A 14,452-nucleotide genomic window follows, 5' to 3' on the forward strand; every position below is an offset into this window, starting at 1 on the left:
GCAAAACGGACTGGATTATACCCGAGAGCCTGTGCGTCCGCATCGCTTGGGCTACCTGAAAATATGAAAATCCTGCTGGCTCAAAACCACTCCAGCAAAAGAAAAGGCAAGACAACGCTGCAACCCAGGCCAAGGGAATCCGCCATATAGTTTTCAGGTAACCTGCCATGCCATTTGGAGGCTACCTGAAAACGGTAGGAATACACTTTCCCTACACGCAGGCATACAAAAGGCTACCTGAAACTTTTAGCTTGGCAGAAACTGCGTTGCGTTTTCAGGTAGCCTTTGTTTACCACTTCATCTCACACATCATAAGTGCCCACTGCATAAGCTTCGGCCAGGATATGCCCGCGCATGGCGAAGTGCAGGTCGTTGTAGCGGAAACCTTGCGGCAAGTTGAGCTTGGTGTCGAGCGCATACACAAACAATTCGTAGCGGTGGCGGCAGTTGGGCGGTGCCATACCGCCATAAGCAGAGGCTTCTTCCAAATCGAGCTGCCCCAGCACGCTGGCCCAGCTGTTGGCGCCCTGCACATAATCTTGGGCCGTTTGGCTGTCGTTTTCCGGCACAGAAGTGCGGGTGAGGTCGGCAATCAGCCAGTGCACCCACACGAAGCCGCTGGCAGTAATGGCATCTTTGTCTTCCAACACCACAGCGAAAGATTGGGTTCCGGGCGGGGCATCGCTGATTTCAAACGGGATGGAATAAGTGGGCATGCCGTTGGGGCTGAATTGGCTGCCGCGTTTGCCGAAGCGGTCGGCGAATGCGCCATTTTGGATGGCGGAAGTGCTGACTTTCATGGTGTTCTCCTGTGGTTGGATAAGCTAATTATAACCGCAAATTAAAGCACATATCACAGACTCACCAGCCAGCAAAGATTTCAGCCAGCCTTAATTGTACCGGAGGTTAGCTGCAAACCAGTAGCAGTAGGTTTTATCTCCGTTTCAATCGCTTGTGCTGATCAAATAATAATGTCGATATTGGGCATGAATGCCCTGCTTAATGCTTGCCGATACCCACGCAAAAGGCTACCTGAAACTTTCAGGTAGCCTTTCTTGGTGCCTAATAGGCAGCTGCAAGCCTAATATTTTACCAGTACCGCGCCCCAGGCGAAGCCACCGCCGATGCCCTCCAAAAGCAGGGTGTGGCCGCGTTGGATGCTGCCGTGGCGCACGCCCCAGTCGAGGGCGAGGGGAATAGAGGCAGCGGAGGTGTTGCCGTGATCCTGCACGGTGAGCACCACTTTTTCCATGCCGAGTTTGAGATGTTTGGCAGTACTTTCCAGAATGCGGTAGTTGGCCTGGTGCGGCACCAGCCAATCGATTTGCTCGGGGATGAGGCCGGCTTCGGCAATCACGTCTTCGGCCACTTTGGCCAGCGCTTTCACGGCGAATTTGAATACGCCGGGGCCGTCCATCTGCAAAAACGGTGTGCCGCAAACGGCGCCGTTGGCAATCTGGCCGGGGGTTTGCAGCAGGTGGCCGTAGCTGCCGTCGGCCAAGAGTTTGCTGTGCAGGATACCGGGCTCGTCGGATGCGCCGAGCACCACGGCGCCGGCGCCGTCGCCGAACAGCACGCAGGTGCGCCGATCGGTCCAGTCCATGATGCGGCTGAACACATCGGCACCGATTACCAAAGCTTTTTTGGCCATGCCGCTTTTGATGTAGGCGTTGGCGGTGGTGATGGCATACATAAAGCCGGCACACACGGCCTGCACATCGAACGCAGGACAGCCGCTGATGCCGAGCTTCTGCTGCACGATGGTGGCGGTGGCGGGAAATTGCATATCGGGCGTGGAAGTGGCCACGACAATCAAATCAATTTCAGCTGCATCCACCCCTGCGGCTTCCAGCGCGTTTTGCGCAGCGGCTACGGCCAAGTCGCTGCATTTTTCGTTGTCGGCGGCGATATGGCGGGTTTTGATGCCGGTACGGGTGGTAATCCACTCGTCTGAAGTGTCTACAATTTTGGCTAGGTCGTGGTTGCTGAGTGTTTTGGCCGGCAGGTAGCTGCCGGTGCCGAGGATTTTGGCGTAGGTCATGAGTGTGTCGCTTTAGGGTTAATCTACTGCTGGGAAACGGCGTATTTTAAAGATTTCCGCCGGGTTTGTCTCATGATTTATCCAAACTTCATGCGAAATACCGCCGTTGCATATGCCTTTATTAATATTAATACAAAAACAAATTATTTGTTTGTGTGCCGCTTTGCAATTATCATGCACCCCGTATCCAATCCACACTTCACAGGAGCCCCTAATGAACAATATCGCCAACAACATCGTTGATTTAATCGGCAACACCCCGCTGGTTTACCTCAACCGCCTCACTGAAGGCCTGCCCGGCAAAGTGGCCGCCAAGCTGGAATACTTCAACCCCGGCAGCAGCGTGAAAGACCGCATCGCCATCTCCATGATCCGCGCCGCCGAAGCAGCCGGCCAAATCAAACCCGACACCATCATTGTGGAAGCCACCAGCGGCAACACCGGTATCGGCCTAGCTATGGTTTGCGCCGCTTTGGGCTATAAACTGGTCATCACCATGCCGGAAACCATGAGCAAGGAGCGCAAAATACTGCTACGCGCCTACGGCGCCGAGCTCATCCTTACCCCCGGCGCAGAAGGTATGCCCGGCGCCATCGCCCGAGCCCAAGCACTGGTGAACGCCCACCCCGGCCAGTACTTTATGCCGCGCCAGTTCGACAACCCCGCCAACCCCGAAATCCACCGCCGTACCACTGCCGAAGAAGTGTGGCGCGACACCGACGGCCAAGTTGATATTTTCGTTTCTGGTGTGGGTACCGGCGGCACGCTCACCGGTGTGAGCGAAGTGCTGAAAAAACACAAACCCTCACTGCAGGCCTATGCAGTTGAGCCTGCCGCTTCCCCCGTATTGAGCGGTGGTGAAAAAGGCCCGCACCCGATTCAGGGCTTAGGCGCAGGTTTCGTGCCGCAAACCCTGAACACCGAAATCTACGACGGCGTGATTACCGTGGCCAACCAAGCCGCCTTCGATACCGCCCGCGATGCCGCCGCCAAAGAAGGCCTCTTGGTGGGCATCTCTTCCGGCGCCGCCATCTGGGCTGCCTTGGAGCTGGCGAAAAAACCGGAAAATAAAGACAAACTCATCGTAGTAGTGCTGCCTTCCAACGGTGAACGCTATCTTTCCACCCCGCTGTTTGAAGACCTCGCCTCCTAAGGCAATCCAATGCCAAAAAGCCGCAGCCATGCGGCTTTTTTCGTATTTCAAACCTGCCAGCGTGTTGTAAATTTGTCGGAAAAACCGCCAAAAACTTGCCCCGCCGCTCGATTTTCCCTATAGTTAACCGCATTAATGGAACTGTTACCTTAAGTCAAAACATGAAAAAATATATCCCCATCCTCCTCGTTGCCGGCCTGCTCGGCGGCTGTAACCTCATTTCTTCCCCCAACAACACACGCCAAAACACACAGGCCTCACCGCGCTACACCCTAGCTGCCAGCCACTGGGGCGATGTGGCTAAAATCCGTAATGAAGCCACCCGTTTGGGCTACGAAGTAAACAAAGGCCGTATAACCAAAACCCAGGCTGCGCAGCAACTCAACCGCTTCCGCATCAACTTAGTCGGCCGCAACAGCGTGGACGACAGCATGTATGAAATCTACTTGCGCTCTGCCGTACAAAGCCAACAAGGCCGCATCACGCCCGAGCAATCTAAAATCTTCGTGCGCAACGCCCTGCAAGGCTGGCAGCAACGTTGGCCCAATATGCAAAACCGTCCGTCCAACCCTGCGTTCACCAACTTCCTGATGGAAGTGATGAATATGCAGCCGCTGAAATAAACAAGCTGCACGAATCAGCAAAGGTTACTGAAAGTTTTAGCTCTGCAGAAACTCTGCTGCGCTGCGTTTTTAGGTAGCCTTTTATTTTGTTTCTTCAATATTGCCGAAGCACATTTTTCATATAGTTATAGAGTCCCTAATTAACTGACACAAGGCAGTGAGTAGCAGGACAGTACAAGAGTACAACAAAGCGAATTAATCCCGTAGCAATTGGTTAAGGGTTTCACTATACATAAATAAAGCTGCTTTGCCACACACAGCGCACAACCCTCGTCTCTATTTGATTTTCCAGCACAATTATCAGTCTATTAAACCACCCTGATACAACAAATCTTTACTAAATTTTAAAGGTGAACGAAATGGTGTATCATTCTCCCTATGATATACCTAAAACCATTTATAACAAATAGCGCATAGATATCGATGAGCATCTGTTAGGCAATACCGATATCTGTCCAAATTCTGAATTAAGGAGAAGTTTATGTATCCGATTCAAGAACCACTCCGCAGCGGTATGCTGCCTGTATCTGAGCTCCACACAATCTACTGGGAGGAAAGCGGTAATCCTGCAGGCATCCCTGTTATCTTCCTGCACGGTGGCCCCGGCGCCGGATCTAGTCCGGCTTGCCGGGGTTTTTTCAATCCGGAAAAATACCGTATCATCATCATCGACCAACGCGGCAGCGGCAAATCCACCCCCTATGCCGATACCCGCGAAAACACTACCTGGGACTTAGTGGAAGATATTGAGAAAGTAAGAAAAATGCTTGGCATTGAGAGCTGGCTGGTATTCGGCGGCTCATGGGGAAGCACCCTTTCTCTCGCCTATGCCGAAACCTATCCCGACCGTGTATGCGGCTTGATTTTGCGTGGCATTTTCCTCTGCCGACAAATTGAAATTAATTGGCTGAGCGAAGAAGGCGGCGTAAGCATGATTTATCCCGAACAGTGGCAACGCTATTTAGCCGCCGTGCCGCCAGAGCAACGTGCCGGCTCGTTGGTGGAGGCTTATTATTGGATGCTTAATTCGCCCGACCCCGCCGTGCATCTGCCCGCCGCCAAAGCCTGGGCAGATTGGGAAAGCTGGCTGATTTGGTTCGACCCCAAACCGGTGGACGAAGACCCACAAGCCTCTTTGTCTATCACACGACTTGAAAACCACTATTTCATGCACCAAGGCTGGTTGCAGGGCGATAAATCCATCTTGGCCAACGCCCACAAAATCCAGCATATCCCCACCATCATCGTGCAAGGCCGCTACGACCTTTGCACCCCTACCCGCAGCGCATGGGATTTGAAGCAGGCACTGCCGCAGGCTGATTTGCGTATTATCCAAAGCGGCCACTACGCGCAAAACCCTGCCATCGCCGATGCCCTAGTGCAGGCCACCGATGAATTTGCCGAACGGCTCAGTGCTTGATTTATTCCGTTGAACACACGCGATGAGGCTACCTGAAAACCGTTTTGCTGCTTCAGGTAGCCTCTTTGATTTAACGCCAATCATGTCTAGCAACTAACTGCTATCATTTTGCTGGCAATGAATGCTAACCAACACGCTCCCAACATATTGCAGTAAGCTATCAGCAATCTCTAGGCTACCGCTGCCGCCAGCCTGCATTAACCACCCTACCCCCACTCAAAGGATAGCCAAACATGACAACCCGCACCGAACACGACCTCCTAGGCGAACGCGAAATCCCCGCAACCGCCTATTGGGGCATCCATACCCTGCGCGCAGTGGAAAACTTCCAAATCTCCGGGCAGAAAATTTCCGACGTACCCCAGTTTGTACGCAGCATGGTGATGGTGAAAAAAGCCGCAGCCCAAGCCAACGGCGAGCTGGGCGCACTCAAGCCTGAAATCGCCGCCGCCATTGCCCAAGCCTGCGACGAGGTGCTGATTAAAGGCCGCTGCCTCGACCAGTTCCCATCCGACGTATTCCAAGGCGGCGCCGGCACTTCGGTGAACATGAACACCAATGAAGTGATCGCCAACCTCGCCTTGGAAGCCTTAGGCCACGCCAAAGGCCGCTACGACATCGTCAACCCCATGGATCATGTGAACGCCAGCCAATCCACCAACGACGCCTATCCCACCGGCTTCCGGCTGGCCGTGTATACCAGCATTGGCGAACTGCTGGGCCAACTGGCACACCTGAAAAACACCTTTGCTGCCAAAGCTGATGAATTCAAAGACATATTAAAAATGGGTCGCACCCAGCTGCAAGATGCCGTGCCCATGACTGCCGGCCAAGAATTCCAATCCTTCCAAGTGCTACTGGCAGAAGAGGAAACCAACCTCGAACGCACCCGCCAACTGCTGCTGGAAGTGAATCTCGGCGCCACCGCCATCGGTACAGGCATCAATACGCCGCAAGGCTACGCACCGCTGGCCGTGCAAAAACTCTCCGAAATCAGCGGCCTGCCCTGCAAGCTCACCGAAAATCTGATCGAAGCCACCTCCGACTGCGGCGCCTATGTGATGGTGCACGGTGCCCTGAAGCGCTCCGCCGTGAAGCTCTCCAAAATCTGCAACGACCTGCGCCTGCTCTCTTCCGGCCCGCGTGCCGGCCTGAAAGAAATCAACCTGCCGGAAATGCAGGCCGGCTCATCGATTATGCCCGCCAAGGTGAATCCCGTGATTCCCGAAGTGGTGAACCAAGTTTGTTTCAAAGTAATCGGCAACGACACCGCCATCACCTTCGCCGCCGAAGCCGGCCAGCTCCAGCTCAACGTGATGGAGCCGGTTATCGCGCAATCCATGTTTGAAAGTATCTCGCTTTTAGGCAACGCCGCCATTACGCTGGCTGACAAATGCGTGCGCGGCATCACGGTAAACCGCGAAATCTGCGAACGCTACGTCTTCAACTCCATCGGCCTGGTAACCTATCTCAACCCCTATATCGGCCACGAAAACGGCGACTTGGTAGGCAAAATCTGCGCCCAAACCGGCAAAACCGTGCGCGAAGTGGTGCTGGAACGCCAGCTCTTGAGCGAAGCGGAGCTCGACCGCATCCTGTCGCCACAAAACTTGGCCAATCCGCGTTTGTGAGCTTAAATTGAAAAAGAGAAAGGCTACCTGAAAACCGATAATCGGTTTTCAGGTAGCCTTTCCAGTTGAAGCACATTTTTTCATACAAGGCGGCGAACCGCAAACAGTACAAATAGTACGGCAAGGCAAGTAACCCTGTAGGAAGTGGAGTGCTTTTGCTACTACTCACCACTACTATTTCGGTACGACTACAGCAAAGAGGGGGCAGGTGGTCGGAGAGTTGTTACCAGAGCAACCCCTGGTGGCTTACTGCGTTTAATACGGTAACATCCTATCCCTGCCGGGTGGCTGAATTTCGCAATGCAGCACGCCACGTCGTTCGAGCCGGTTTACCGATACGTTTAGATTGGTGCGCATCTGCAGCGGCAGGCGGCTGAGGATGGCGTTGCCGTGGTGGCGACCGGCATAGGTGGCGTTTTGGCCGTAGCTGCAGGCGAAAGTGAGCTGCCTGCCGATCACTTCACCGTGCGGTTCGGCAGGAAATTCGGGCACGTTCTGCTGCCGTTTGTGGTGTACACCCTGCACTTCCTGCAAAAACAGGATGTCGGTATCGAGATGTTGCAGGGCATTGACCATTTGCGGCAGTTGTAGCCGCCGATTTAACGGCGACATGCCTTTGTGGATATTGTAGGTGGTGATGGAAACGGCGCGGCTCATGGTGTGGCGTGGCAAAGAAATTTAATGCTGTTTTTCAGGTAGCATCTTATGTGCTAACCTGCAATACTCTGCTAAATATGTCCTGTCTATGCCATTTTCCAACTGCTTCAGTCAAAACTTTTCATTTCTGTTGTATTCAGCCTGCTTGGCATCCGTTTCCTGACATCCCGCCCTATTTCCAGGCAAAACAAAAGGCTGCCATTCGGCAGCCTCGGGGAAACACGGCAGCAAATTAACGTTTGAACATATTGCCGTATTTCTGATTGAATTTGTCCACACGGCCGGCGCTATCCACGATCTTCTGTTTACCAGTGTAGAACGGGTGGCACTCGGAGCAAACTTCAATGTTGAATTCGGTTTTGCTCATGGCAGATTTAGTGGTGAATTTGTTGCCGCAAGAGCAGGTAACATTGACTTCGTGGTAGTCGGGATGAATTTCAGGTTTCATGGTTTTTCCTTTAAAAAGCGGGTATAGGGAATTTGCCTATACTACAGACAAGCGGCGGATTGTACTTAAAAACGTCCATTAAGGCAATAGGCTGCGCGCATATTCGGCTACCTGAAAACTTATTTTTCGGCTATTTAGGCTGTGAACGCAACTGCTGCAAATGCGTCCGCACTTGGCGCACGTTCTCTTCGGTAAACAAATCCTCGATATTGCGCCAGATGCTGTGGAAACCGTAGGGGCCGTGGCGCATTTCATTTTTGGCTTGCTCCACCGTCCAGCCCTGGTAGATGATGCGGTACATGCCGGCAATCAGGCCTGTGCGGTCGGCGCCGTGGTAGCAATGGATCAACACCGGCCCTTCAGCCTGCTGCTGTTCAATCAAATATAGCGTTTCGGCCACCTGTTTCGGCGTAATCCGCCAAGTGAGCAGTGGGCGGTTGAACAGCGCGATGCCCCGGTCGGCCAACACTTTGCGGTCGCCGCTACGGTTAAAATAGCGCAGATTCACCACGCTTTTCACGTTCAAAGATTGCAATAGCGCCACATCTTCTGCCACTGGCTGCTCGCTGCGGTAGAGTTTGTCGTCCACCCGATACAGATTGGCCGCCTTGCTCACCTGCTCCGCCCAAGCCGGCTGCCCGGCCGGCGGCGTTTGCACCTGTGCCTGCGGCTGCGCACAAGCGCTCAGCATAAGTGCCAGCAACAGCCCGCCCAAACAGGTTTTATTCATTTTTGTTCCCATTGCGTAATCTCTTTATTTAATTCTGTAACACGCTATTCAAATGAAACTTTCAGGTAGCCTTCATCGAAATCGCAGGCTACCTGAAAAACAATAACGGCACGCATTGTAAATAAGCATGCCCGTTCCGACAACCGCCACCGCACTTGGAGGCTTTGTCTAAAAAATGTACAATTCCCAATTTACAAGTTCAGCTTTATGCAAATCGGCCCCTACACTGTTTCCCCCGCCGTGGCGCTCGCGCCGATGGCCGGCATCACCGACAAACCGTTCCGCATGCTGGCACGGCAATTCGGCGCGGGCTGGACGGTGGGCGAAATGATCAGCAGCAACCCCGATCTGCAAAACACGCGCAAAACCCTCAACCGCATCGACCGCAGCGGCGAAAGCGGTGTGATTGCCGTGCAGATTGCCGGCAGCAACCCGGCTCAAATGGCCGAAGCCGCCCGCTACAACGTGGCGCAGGGCGCGCAGCTTATCGACATCAATATGGGCTGCCCGGCCAAGAAAGTATGCCAGGTGCAGGCCGGTAGTGCCCTACTGCAAAACGAGCCCTTGGTGGCCGAAATTTTAAATGCCGTGGTGCGCGCAGTGAGTGTGCCGGTTACCCTCAAAACAAGGCTGGGCTGGCACGACGAGCACAAAAATATCCTCACCATTGCCCGCATGGCCGAAGACGCCGGCATTGCTGCCATCGCCATCCACGGCCGCACCCGCACTCAAATGTATCGCGGCCAGGCCGAATACGGCCTGATTGCCGAAGCCAAACGCCGACTAAGCATTCCCGTGTGGGTAAACGGCGATATCGACAGCCCGCAGAAAGCCGCGCGCGTATTGGCTGAAACCGGCGCCGACGGCGTGATGATCGGCCGCGCCGCCCAGGGTCGGCCTTGGCTGTTTCGCGATGTGGCACACTACCTCGCACACGGCAGCCTGCCGCCGCCGCTGCCTTTTCAGGTAGCCTCCGAAGCCCTGCTTGGCCATATCCGTGCCATGCACGGCTTCTATGGCGAAGTAGCCGGCATGCGCATTGCCCGCAAACACATCGGCTGGTATCTGGCCGACCTGCCGGAAGGCGAGACCGAACGCCGTCGCCTCAACGCGCTGGAGAGTGCCGAAGCGCAATACAACGGGCTAGCCGCCTTTTTGGTCGCACAGTCCGAACAACACGAATACTGGCCCTGCCCCTGGCGGCAGGCCTGAAACACCGCAAACCGCACAAAGGGAAGCTGGCAATACCCGCTGCTTCATAATGTGCCGGTTTGCCACCCCCATTTTTACACCACAATAATAAAAGGAGAGCAAAATGCTCCGTCAGAACAGCCATATCACTACTTGCATCGAAAACAGCCTGCAGCAATACTTTACCGATCTCGACGGCCAACCGGCGCACGACGTGTATCAAATGGTGTTGCAGCAAGTAGAACTGCCGCTTTTGCGCTGCGTGATGGCGCATTGCGAAGGCAACCAATCCAAAGCCGCCCAAGTGCTCGGCCTAAACCGCAATACCCTGCGCAAAAAGCTCACCGCCCACGGCCTGATTTAGCAGCCGCGCCATTGCCAATATTTTTCAGGTAGCCTCTTACTCCAAAACCACAAGGAACACCTAAATGACCAAAATCGGCATCATCATGGGCAGCAACAGCGATTGGGCCGTAATGCAGCACGCCGCCGCCGTGCTCAAACAATTCGGCATCGCCTACGAAACCCGCGTGGTTTCCGCCCACCGCACACCCGACTTGATGTTTGAATACGCCGAAACCGCCCGCGAGCGCGGCCTGCAGGCCATTATTGCCGGCGCTGGCGGTGCCGCCCACCTGCCCGGCATGGTGGCCGCCAAAACCACTCTGCCCGTGCTCGGCGTGCCCGTGCCCAGCAAATATTTGCACGGCGAAGACTCCCTGCTTTCTATCGTGCAGATGCCCAAAGGCATTCCCGTGGCCACCTTCGCCATCGGCGAAGCCGGTGCCTCCAATGCCGCCCTCTTTGCCGCCGCCCTGCTTGCCAACCACGATGCCGCCATCGCACAAAAACTTGCTGATTTCCGCGAAACCCAGCGCCAAACCGTGTTGACCATGGAACTGCCCGAAGTCGAATAGCTAAAACCCTGCTTGCCTAGCCCGTTTGGCCGTGTACTGACTGTACTTCTGCAGCGGGCTGCCCGGCATGAAAGAAAGGCTTCAGCTGCAAAATCCACGCTATTCAGGCTACCTGAAAGCAACACCTGCCGTCCGGCAAAATAGCAATTATTGCCAGACAAAGCCGCACAAACCGGCAAAAACGCAAGGATTGTTCGCCAAAACTGCCAAGCTGTGCCACAATCCACCCACTACCCCCCTAAACGAGAACCCGCCATGACACAAGAAACCGCCTTGGGAGCCGCCCTCAAATCTGCCGTGCAGACCATGAGCAAGAAAAAGCAAACCGATCTGATTGCCGACCACATCTACGGCAAATACGACGTGTTCAAACGCTTCAAACCCCTGGCCTTGGGCATCGACAAAGACCTCGTTGCCGCCCTGCCCCAATACGACCCCGCCCTGATTGCCCGCGTGCTTTCCAACCACTGCCGCCGCCCGCGCTACCTTAAATCACTGGCACGCGGCGGCAAACGCTTCGATTTGAACAACCGCTTCAAAGGCAAAGTCAGCCCCGAAGAGCAGGCCATCGCCCAACAACACCCCGCCGTGCAGGAAATGCTTGCCCGCCAAGCCGCCAAACAGGCCGAACAACAAGCGGCCGAGGCTGAAGCCGCCGTTGCCGAACAGCCCGCCGAAGCCGCAGCGGAAACTGCTGCTCTCGTCGCAGAAACCCCTGCCGCCCCGGCAGCCGAATAAATCTACGTCCCATAAAGGCTACCTGAAAAGTTTCAGGTAGCCTTTTGTTGTGCTTCAATATGAATTAGCGCCAATGAATACCCACAACCACACTACAGGCTACCTGAAACTTTCAGGTAGCCTCAAACTCTAATCCCACATAAGGAAAACCACATGCGCACACCCATCCTCCTACCCATCACCGCCCTACTGCTCGCTGCCTGTGCCGGCAACCCCCTGCCTCCGCCCACCACCGACCAACCCACCGACACCTCCATGATCAACACCGCCTATTGGACTGCCCAGCCCTATTGCGCCGGCCGTGTGCAAATGCGCCTGCCCGCCGAGCGCCGCTACGGCTCAAGAGACCAAGGCCAAACTGAAAACTACCACTACAATGGCTGGCATATCAAACACTACGCCGACGATTGGCGTTTCCTCAACGTCATCCTCACCCAAAGGTGGCAAGGCGGATTTAACCGCTATTTCGATCGGCGCACCGGCCACGGCGAAGGCTATATCGGCGAGCGCGAGCTCATCCCCGGCCGCGCCTTCCTGCAATTCACCCGCAACACGCCCATGTTCGACGGCAGCCGCCTGAGTTCAAGCCTCGGCATCCGCTACGAAGCCGAGCTCATCATCAAACTTGGGCCAAACGGCGGTTTCCATACCGACGGCAGCTTCAAAATCCCCACCCCCGGCGGCACGGAACCACACAACTGGCGACAGCAGGAACGCCCGCTGCTCGACAAGGCAACGCAGGAAATGCGCCGCGAGCTCACCTCCCGCCTGCGCGAACGCCAGCCATACGAAGTGCCGCGCCGTAAAGGCGTATGCATCCCCGACGGCTTTTTTGCCGACAACGGCGATATCCCCTTTAAAGCCAGCACCAGCGTTTATTTCACCGGCCAAGACGACACCTACATCCTCATCGTACAAGGCCGCAACCCGCGCAGCGCCTCCATCGCCAACAGCCGCAACCACCCCGACACCGAAGGCTTGAAAGGCTTTATGCAATCGCTCACCGCCCGCGCCGTCCGCCAAGGCCCGCGCACCATCAACGGCATGCCCGGCTACGAAAAAATCAGCCGCTGGGACGGCAACCACTACCTGCTTAGGTGGGAGCGCGAAAGCGACCACCTCGTAATGATGCCCTTCGGCATCGAAACCTTCGACAGCACCAAACGCAGCCAACAGGAAATCTTCGCCATTTGGGATACTGTCCTGGCCACCCTCAAACCGGTGGAATAACCCGGCAACCCAAGCAAAAGGCTACCTGAAACGGTTTTTCTGTTTCAGGTAGCCTTAATTTATCGGATGTAGCACAGCTATTGCCGCGCCTCCTGGCGCAGGCAAATTGATCTGACGGCAGCTTATCTTTTTTCAGACCAGCTGCACCCTATTTTTCGGCATTCAGGTTAACCGGAATCGGATCCGGCACCTTGTTTTGGCTGTATGCATCGAAATAAATCATCCGCTCCTGCTCATTCCAGCTCAATTTGCGCGATGGGGAGGAATGTTCGGCCAAGACCTTATCCAAGGCGGCACGGCGCTGGCCGGCGGGCAGGCGGTATAAGGCCAGGGCCGCGTTAAAGGCACGCTGCTGCATGGCGGTGTCTTGCAGGCGGTGAACATAGGTATCAAACAAAGGCATAGCCTGATCAACGTACCGGCAGCCTACACTGTTGCTCAGGCACGCCCATTTCCGGGCAAACGTTTTGGCAGTTGGCTGCGACCACTGCACCTTTCGGTCTGCCCGCAAAACGGCGGTGGCAGCGGGTTTGCAGAAAGCGGCATAATGAGGTGCGGCTATAACCAAACTGTGCACCGCATCGAAACGCGGCAGGGCCAACAGTGCGAAATCGGCGGCGGCATCACTTTGTTCTTCGCCCAAAGCTAGAAGTTCCCGCCCTTCCTGCACCTGCATCATCTGCCATCCTTTGCCTTCCAGTTTTAGGGACAGGTTAGTAGCCAGGTGGAATTCGTCCTGCATCACCAAACAGAGGCTTTGTTCCCGCTCGGCCAACACCTCAAACATGCCGCCGCATTCGGCGGGCAGATGGTTTGCCCATTCAGGCTTTTCATACAGCATTTGCGCCGCCAGGCCGGTATTACGGAGGATAATGGCGTTACCGATCATGGGGTAAATCAGGCCGGGTCGGCTGTGCAGCAGGCTGCGGCCGGTTTTGATGTTGCGGCAGACGCGCCGCCAGGCTTCGTTTTCCCTGCCCTGCGCCCAATCCAGCGCGGCTACGGTATGGCTGCGAATGGCGATACTCAAATGCGGCAGCCTTATACTGCCCAAATCTTCTTTATTGTTCGGCCAGTCGCGCGGGGCGAAGGTGTCGTAATCGGCCAGATTATCTACATTGGCAAACAGTTCGGCATGTTTTGCCGCCTCGGCGCGGTATTTCGGCGGGTTCGCGCGGATTTCGGCCAGGTATTCCGCCGCCGTACCGTTGAATGTCAAGATGTCGTCGGATGGTGGCAGGCGTTTGGCCACCAACTCCGAATGCTGCCGATAGGCATCGAGATCGCCTGGGATAATGTGGCCGAAGCGGCGCATCAAATCGGCGCGTTCGTCATCGCTGGCGGTGCGGTATTCCAGCAGCCACAGCGCGTCTATGCCATTTTTCACAGACGGCGGCGGCGCGGGTGGGGCAGCCAGCAAAGCCAGGTCGGCTTCGGCGGCACGGATTTCGCGCTGTTTCAGCCATTCGGATACGACATACAGGATGGCAACGGCAGCCAAAATCAGGATGACGGTCACACGCAGTGGGCGTTTCAATAGGCGTTTCATTCGGTTTCCTCGGCACACAACGGATGGGATTATATCGGAGGCGGGCGGCTTGAGGGGCTACCTGAAAACGGCTTTCCAGTTTCAGATAGCCTCAGTCCGATGGGTACGGGAAGGGTTTTAAACA

The 14,452-nt window shown here is 55.3% G+C and carries 15 protein-coding genes; 9 read left to right on the top strand and 6 right to left on the bottom strand.

Translation table 11 applies throughout. The features are described 5' to 3' along the window. Positions 1 to 302 precede the first annotated feature (302 nt). Together A7P99_RS02770 and A7P99_RS02775 are read right to left on the bottom strand one after the other, a co-directional pair. On the bottom strand, positions 303 to 800 hold the full coding sequence (locus A7P99_RS02770; RefSeq protein WP_067447177.1) for a YbhB/YbcL family Raf kinase inhibitor-like protein: 498 nt from the start codon (positions 798 to 800) through the stop codon (positions 303 to 305). A gap of 281 nt (positions 801 to 1,081) precedes the next feature. Next, positions 1,082 to 2,041, bottom strand: a complete 960-nt coding sequence (locus A7P99_RS02775; RefSeq protein ID WP_067447179.1) for a beta-ketoacyl-ACP synthase III — start codon at positions 2,039 to 2,041, stop codon at positions 1,082 to 1,084. A 214-nt stretch (positions 2,042 to 2,255) separates the two neighbouring features. Here A7P99_RS02775 and cysK point away from each other — a divergent pair, with 214 nt between their 5' ends. The 4 genes from cysK (at position 2,256) to aspA (ending at position 6,868) form a co-directional block, all read left to right on the top strand. Next, the gene (gene cysK, locus A7P99_RS02780; protein ID WP_067527878.1) at positions 2,256 to 3,194 is read left to right on the top strand and encodes a cysteine synthase A; all 939 of its coding nucleotides are present in this window, start codon (positions 2,256 to 2,258) and stop codon (positions 3,192 to 3,194) included. A gap of 161 nt (positions 3,195 to 3,355) precedes the next feature. Continuing rightward, positions 3,356 to 3,817 carry a prokaryotic membrane lipolipid attachment site family protein gene (locus tag A7P99_RS02785; protein ID WP_067447183.1) on the top strand — a complete coding sequence of 154 codons (462 nt, stop codon included), beginning with the start codon at positions 3,356 to 3,358 and terminating at the stop codon, positions 3,815 to 3,817. A gap of 481 nt (positions 3,818 to 4,298) precedes the next feature. Next, entirely contained in the window at positions 4,299 to 5,237 is a 939-nt protein-coding gene (gene pip, locus A7P99_RS02790) for a prolyl aminopeptidase (RefSeq protein WP_067686441.1), read from the top strand. Between the two features lie 233 nt (positions 5,238 to 5,470). Beyond that, positions 5,471 to 6,868 carry an aspartate ammonia-lyase gene (gene aspA, locus A7P99_RS02795; protein ID WP_067527880.1) on the top strand — a complete coding sequence of 466 codons (1,398 nt, stop codon included), beginning with the start codon at positions 5,471 to 5,473 and terminating at the stop codon, positions 6,866 to 6,868. A 255-nt stretch (positions 6,869 to 7,123) separates the two neighbouring features. Here the strand turns inward: aspA and A7P99_RS02800 are convergent, their stop codons facing one another. From A7P99_RS02800 to A7P99_RS02810, 3 genes are all read right to left on the bottom strand, one after another. Next, positions 7,124 to 7,525, bottom strand: a complete 402-nt coding sequence (locus A7P99_RS02800; protein WP_067527882.1) for an endonuclease/exonuclease/phosphatase family protein — start codon at positions 7,523 to 7,525, stop codon at positions 7,124 to 7,126. Between the two features lie 232 nt (positions 7,526 to 7,757). Continuing rightward, positions 7,758 to 7,973, bottom strand: coding sequence for a 50S ribosomal protein L31 (gene rpmE, locus A7P99_RS02805; protein ID WP_064090120.1), 216 nt, complete (start codon positions 7,971 to 7,973; stop codon positions 7,758 to 7,760). Between the two features lie 130 nt (positions 7,974 to 8,103). Then, positions 8,104 to 8,703 (bottom strand): dual specificity protein phosphatase family protein, encoded by a 600-nt coding sequence (locus tag A7P99_RS02810; RefSeq protein WP_231105397.1) that lies wholly within the window; start codon positions 8,701 to 8,703, stop codon positions 8,104 to 8,106. A 207-nt stretch (positions 8,704 to 8,910) separates the two neighbouring features. On the opposite strand from A7P99_RS02810, the gene dusB reads away from it, so the two are divergent. From dusB to A7P99_RS02835, 5 genes are all read left to right on the top strand, one after another. Then, complete coding sequence (gene dusB / locus A7P99_RS02815; protein WP_067527884.1) at positions 8,911 to 9,915, top strand: tRNA dihydrouridine synthase DusB; 1,005 nt, start codon at positions 8,911 to 8,913, stop codon at positions 9,913 to 9,915. Between the two features lie 103 nt (positions 9,916 to 10,018). After that, the gene (locus tag A7P99_RS02820) at positions 10,019 to 10,258 is read left to right on the top strand and encodes a Fis family transcriptional regulator (RefSeq protein WP_067442493.1); all 240 of its coding nucleotides are present in this window, start codon (positions 10,019 to 10,021) and stop codon (positions 10,256 to 10,258) included. A gap of 64 nt (positions 10,259 to 10,322) precedes the next feature. Continuing rightward, entirely contained in the window at positions 10,323 to 10,811 is a 489-nt protein-coding gene (gene purE, locus A7P99_RS02825; RefSeq protein ID WP_067447191.1) for a 5-(carboxyamino)imidazole ribonucleotide mutase, read from the top strand. A gap of 255 nt (positions 10,812 to 11,066) precedes the next feature. Further along, the gene (locus A7P99_RS02830; protein WP_067447193.1) at positions 11,067 to 11,549 is read left to right on the top strand and encodes a ProQ/FINO family protein; all 483 of its coding nucleotides are present in this window, start codon (positions 11,067 to 11,069) and stop codon (positions 11,547 to 11,549) included. A gap of 153 nt (positions 11,550 to 11,702) precedes the next feature. Continuing rightward, positions 11,703 to 12,779: a T6SS immunity protein Tli4 family protein gene (locus tag A7P99_RS02835; RefSeq protein ID WP_067447195.1), complete on the top strand. Its 1,077-nt coding sequence runs from the start codon at positions 11,703 to 11,705 to the stop codon at positions 12,777 to 12,779. A gap of 148 nt (positions 12,780 to 12,927) precedes the next feature. Here the strand turns inward: A7P99_RS02835 and A7P99_RS02840 are convergent, their stop codons facing one another. Further along, on the bottom strand, positions 12,928 to 14,328 hold the full coding sequence (locus A7P99_RS02840) for a hypothetical protein (RefSeq protein ID WP_067447197.1): 1,401 nt from the start codon (positions 14,326 to 14,328) through the stop codon (positions 12,928 to 12,930). Between the last annotated feature and the right edge of the window lie 124 nt (positions 14,329 to 14,452).

It is taken from the genome of Eikenella sp. NML120348, from assembly GCF_001648435.1.
Taxonomy (GTDB): domain Bacteria; phylum Pseudomonadota; class Gammaproteobacteria; order Burkholderiales; family Neisseriaceae; genus Eikenella; species Eikenella exigua.

Excerpts from the sequence above, each read along its gene's own strand:
- aspA (WP_067527880.1), top strand. The coding sequence starts at position 5,471 with ATGACAACCCGCACCGAACACGACCTCCTAGGCGAACGCGAAATCCCC.
- pip (WP_067686441.1), top strand. The coding sequence starts at position 4,299 with ATGTATCCGATTCAAGAACCACTCCGCAGCGGTATGCTGCCTGTATCT.
- A7P99_RS02775 (WP_067447179.1), bottom strand. The coding sequence starts at position 2,041 with ATGACCTACGCCAAAATCCTCGGCACCGGCAGCTACCTGCCGGCCAAA.
- A7P99_RS02770 (WP_067447177.1), bottom strand. The coding sequence starts at position 800 with ATGAAAGTCAGCACTTCCGCCATCCAAAATGGCGCATTCGCCGACCGC.
- A7P99_RS02785 (WP_067447183.1), top strand. The coding sequence starts at position 3,356 with ATGAAAAAATATATCCCCATCCTCCTCGTTGCCGGCCTGCTCGGCGGC.
- purE (WP_067447191.1), top strand. The coding sequence starts at position 10,323 with ATGACCAAAATCGGCATCATCATGGGCAGCAACAGCGATTGGGCCGTA.
- A7P99_RS02810 (WP_231105397.1), bottom strand. The coding sequence starts at position 8,703 with ATGAATAAAACCTGTTTGGGCGGGCTGTTGCTGGCACTTATGCTGAGC.
- A7P99_RS02835 (WP_067447195.1), top strand. The coding sequence starts at position 11,703 with ATGCGCACACCCATCCTCCTACCCATCACCGCCCTACTGCTCGCTGCC.
- A7P99_RS02820 (WP_067442493.1), top strand. The coding sequence starts at position 10,019 with ATGCTCCGTCAGAACAGCCATATCACTACTTGCATCGAAAACAGCCTG.
- dusB (WP_067527884.1), top strand. The coding sequence starts at position 8,911 with ATGCAAATCGGCCCCTACACTGTTTCCCCCGCCGTGGCGCTCGCGCCG.
- rpmE (WP_064090120.1), bottom strand. The coding sequence starts at position 7,973 with ATGAAACCTGAAATTCATCCCGACTACCACGAAGTCAATGTTACCTGC.
- cysK (WP_067527878.1), top strand. The coding sequence starts at position 2,256 with ATGAACAATATCGCCAACAACATCGTTGATTTAATCGGCAACACCCCG.
- A7P99_RS02830 (WP_067447193.1), top strand. The coding sequence starts at position 11,067 with ATGACACAAGAAACCGCCTTGGGAGCCGCCCTCAAATCTGCCGTGCAG.
- A7P99_RS02800 (WP_067527882.1), bottom strand. The coding sequence starts at position 7,525 with ATGAGCCGCGCCGTTTCCATCACCACCTACAATATCCACAAAGGCATG.
- A7P99_RS02840 (WP_067447197.1), bottom strand. The coding sequence starts at position 14,328 with ATGAAACGCCTATTGAAACGCCCACTGCGTGTGACCGTCATCCTGATT.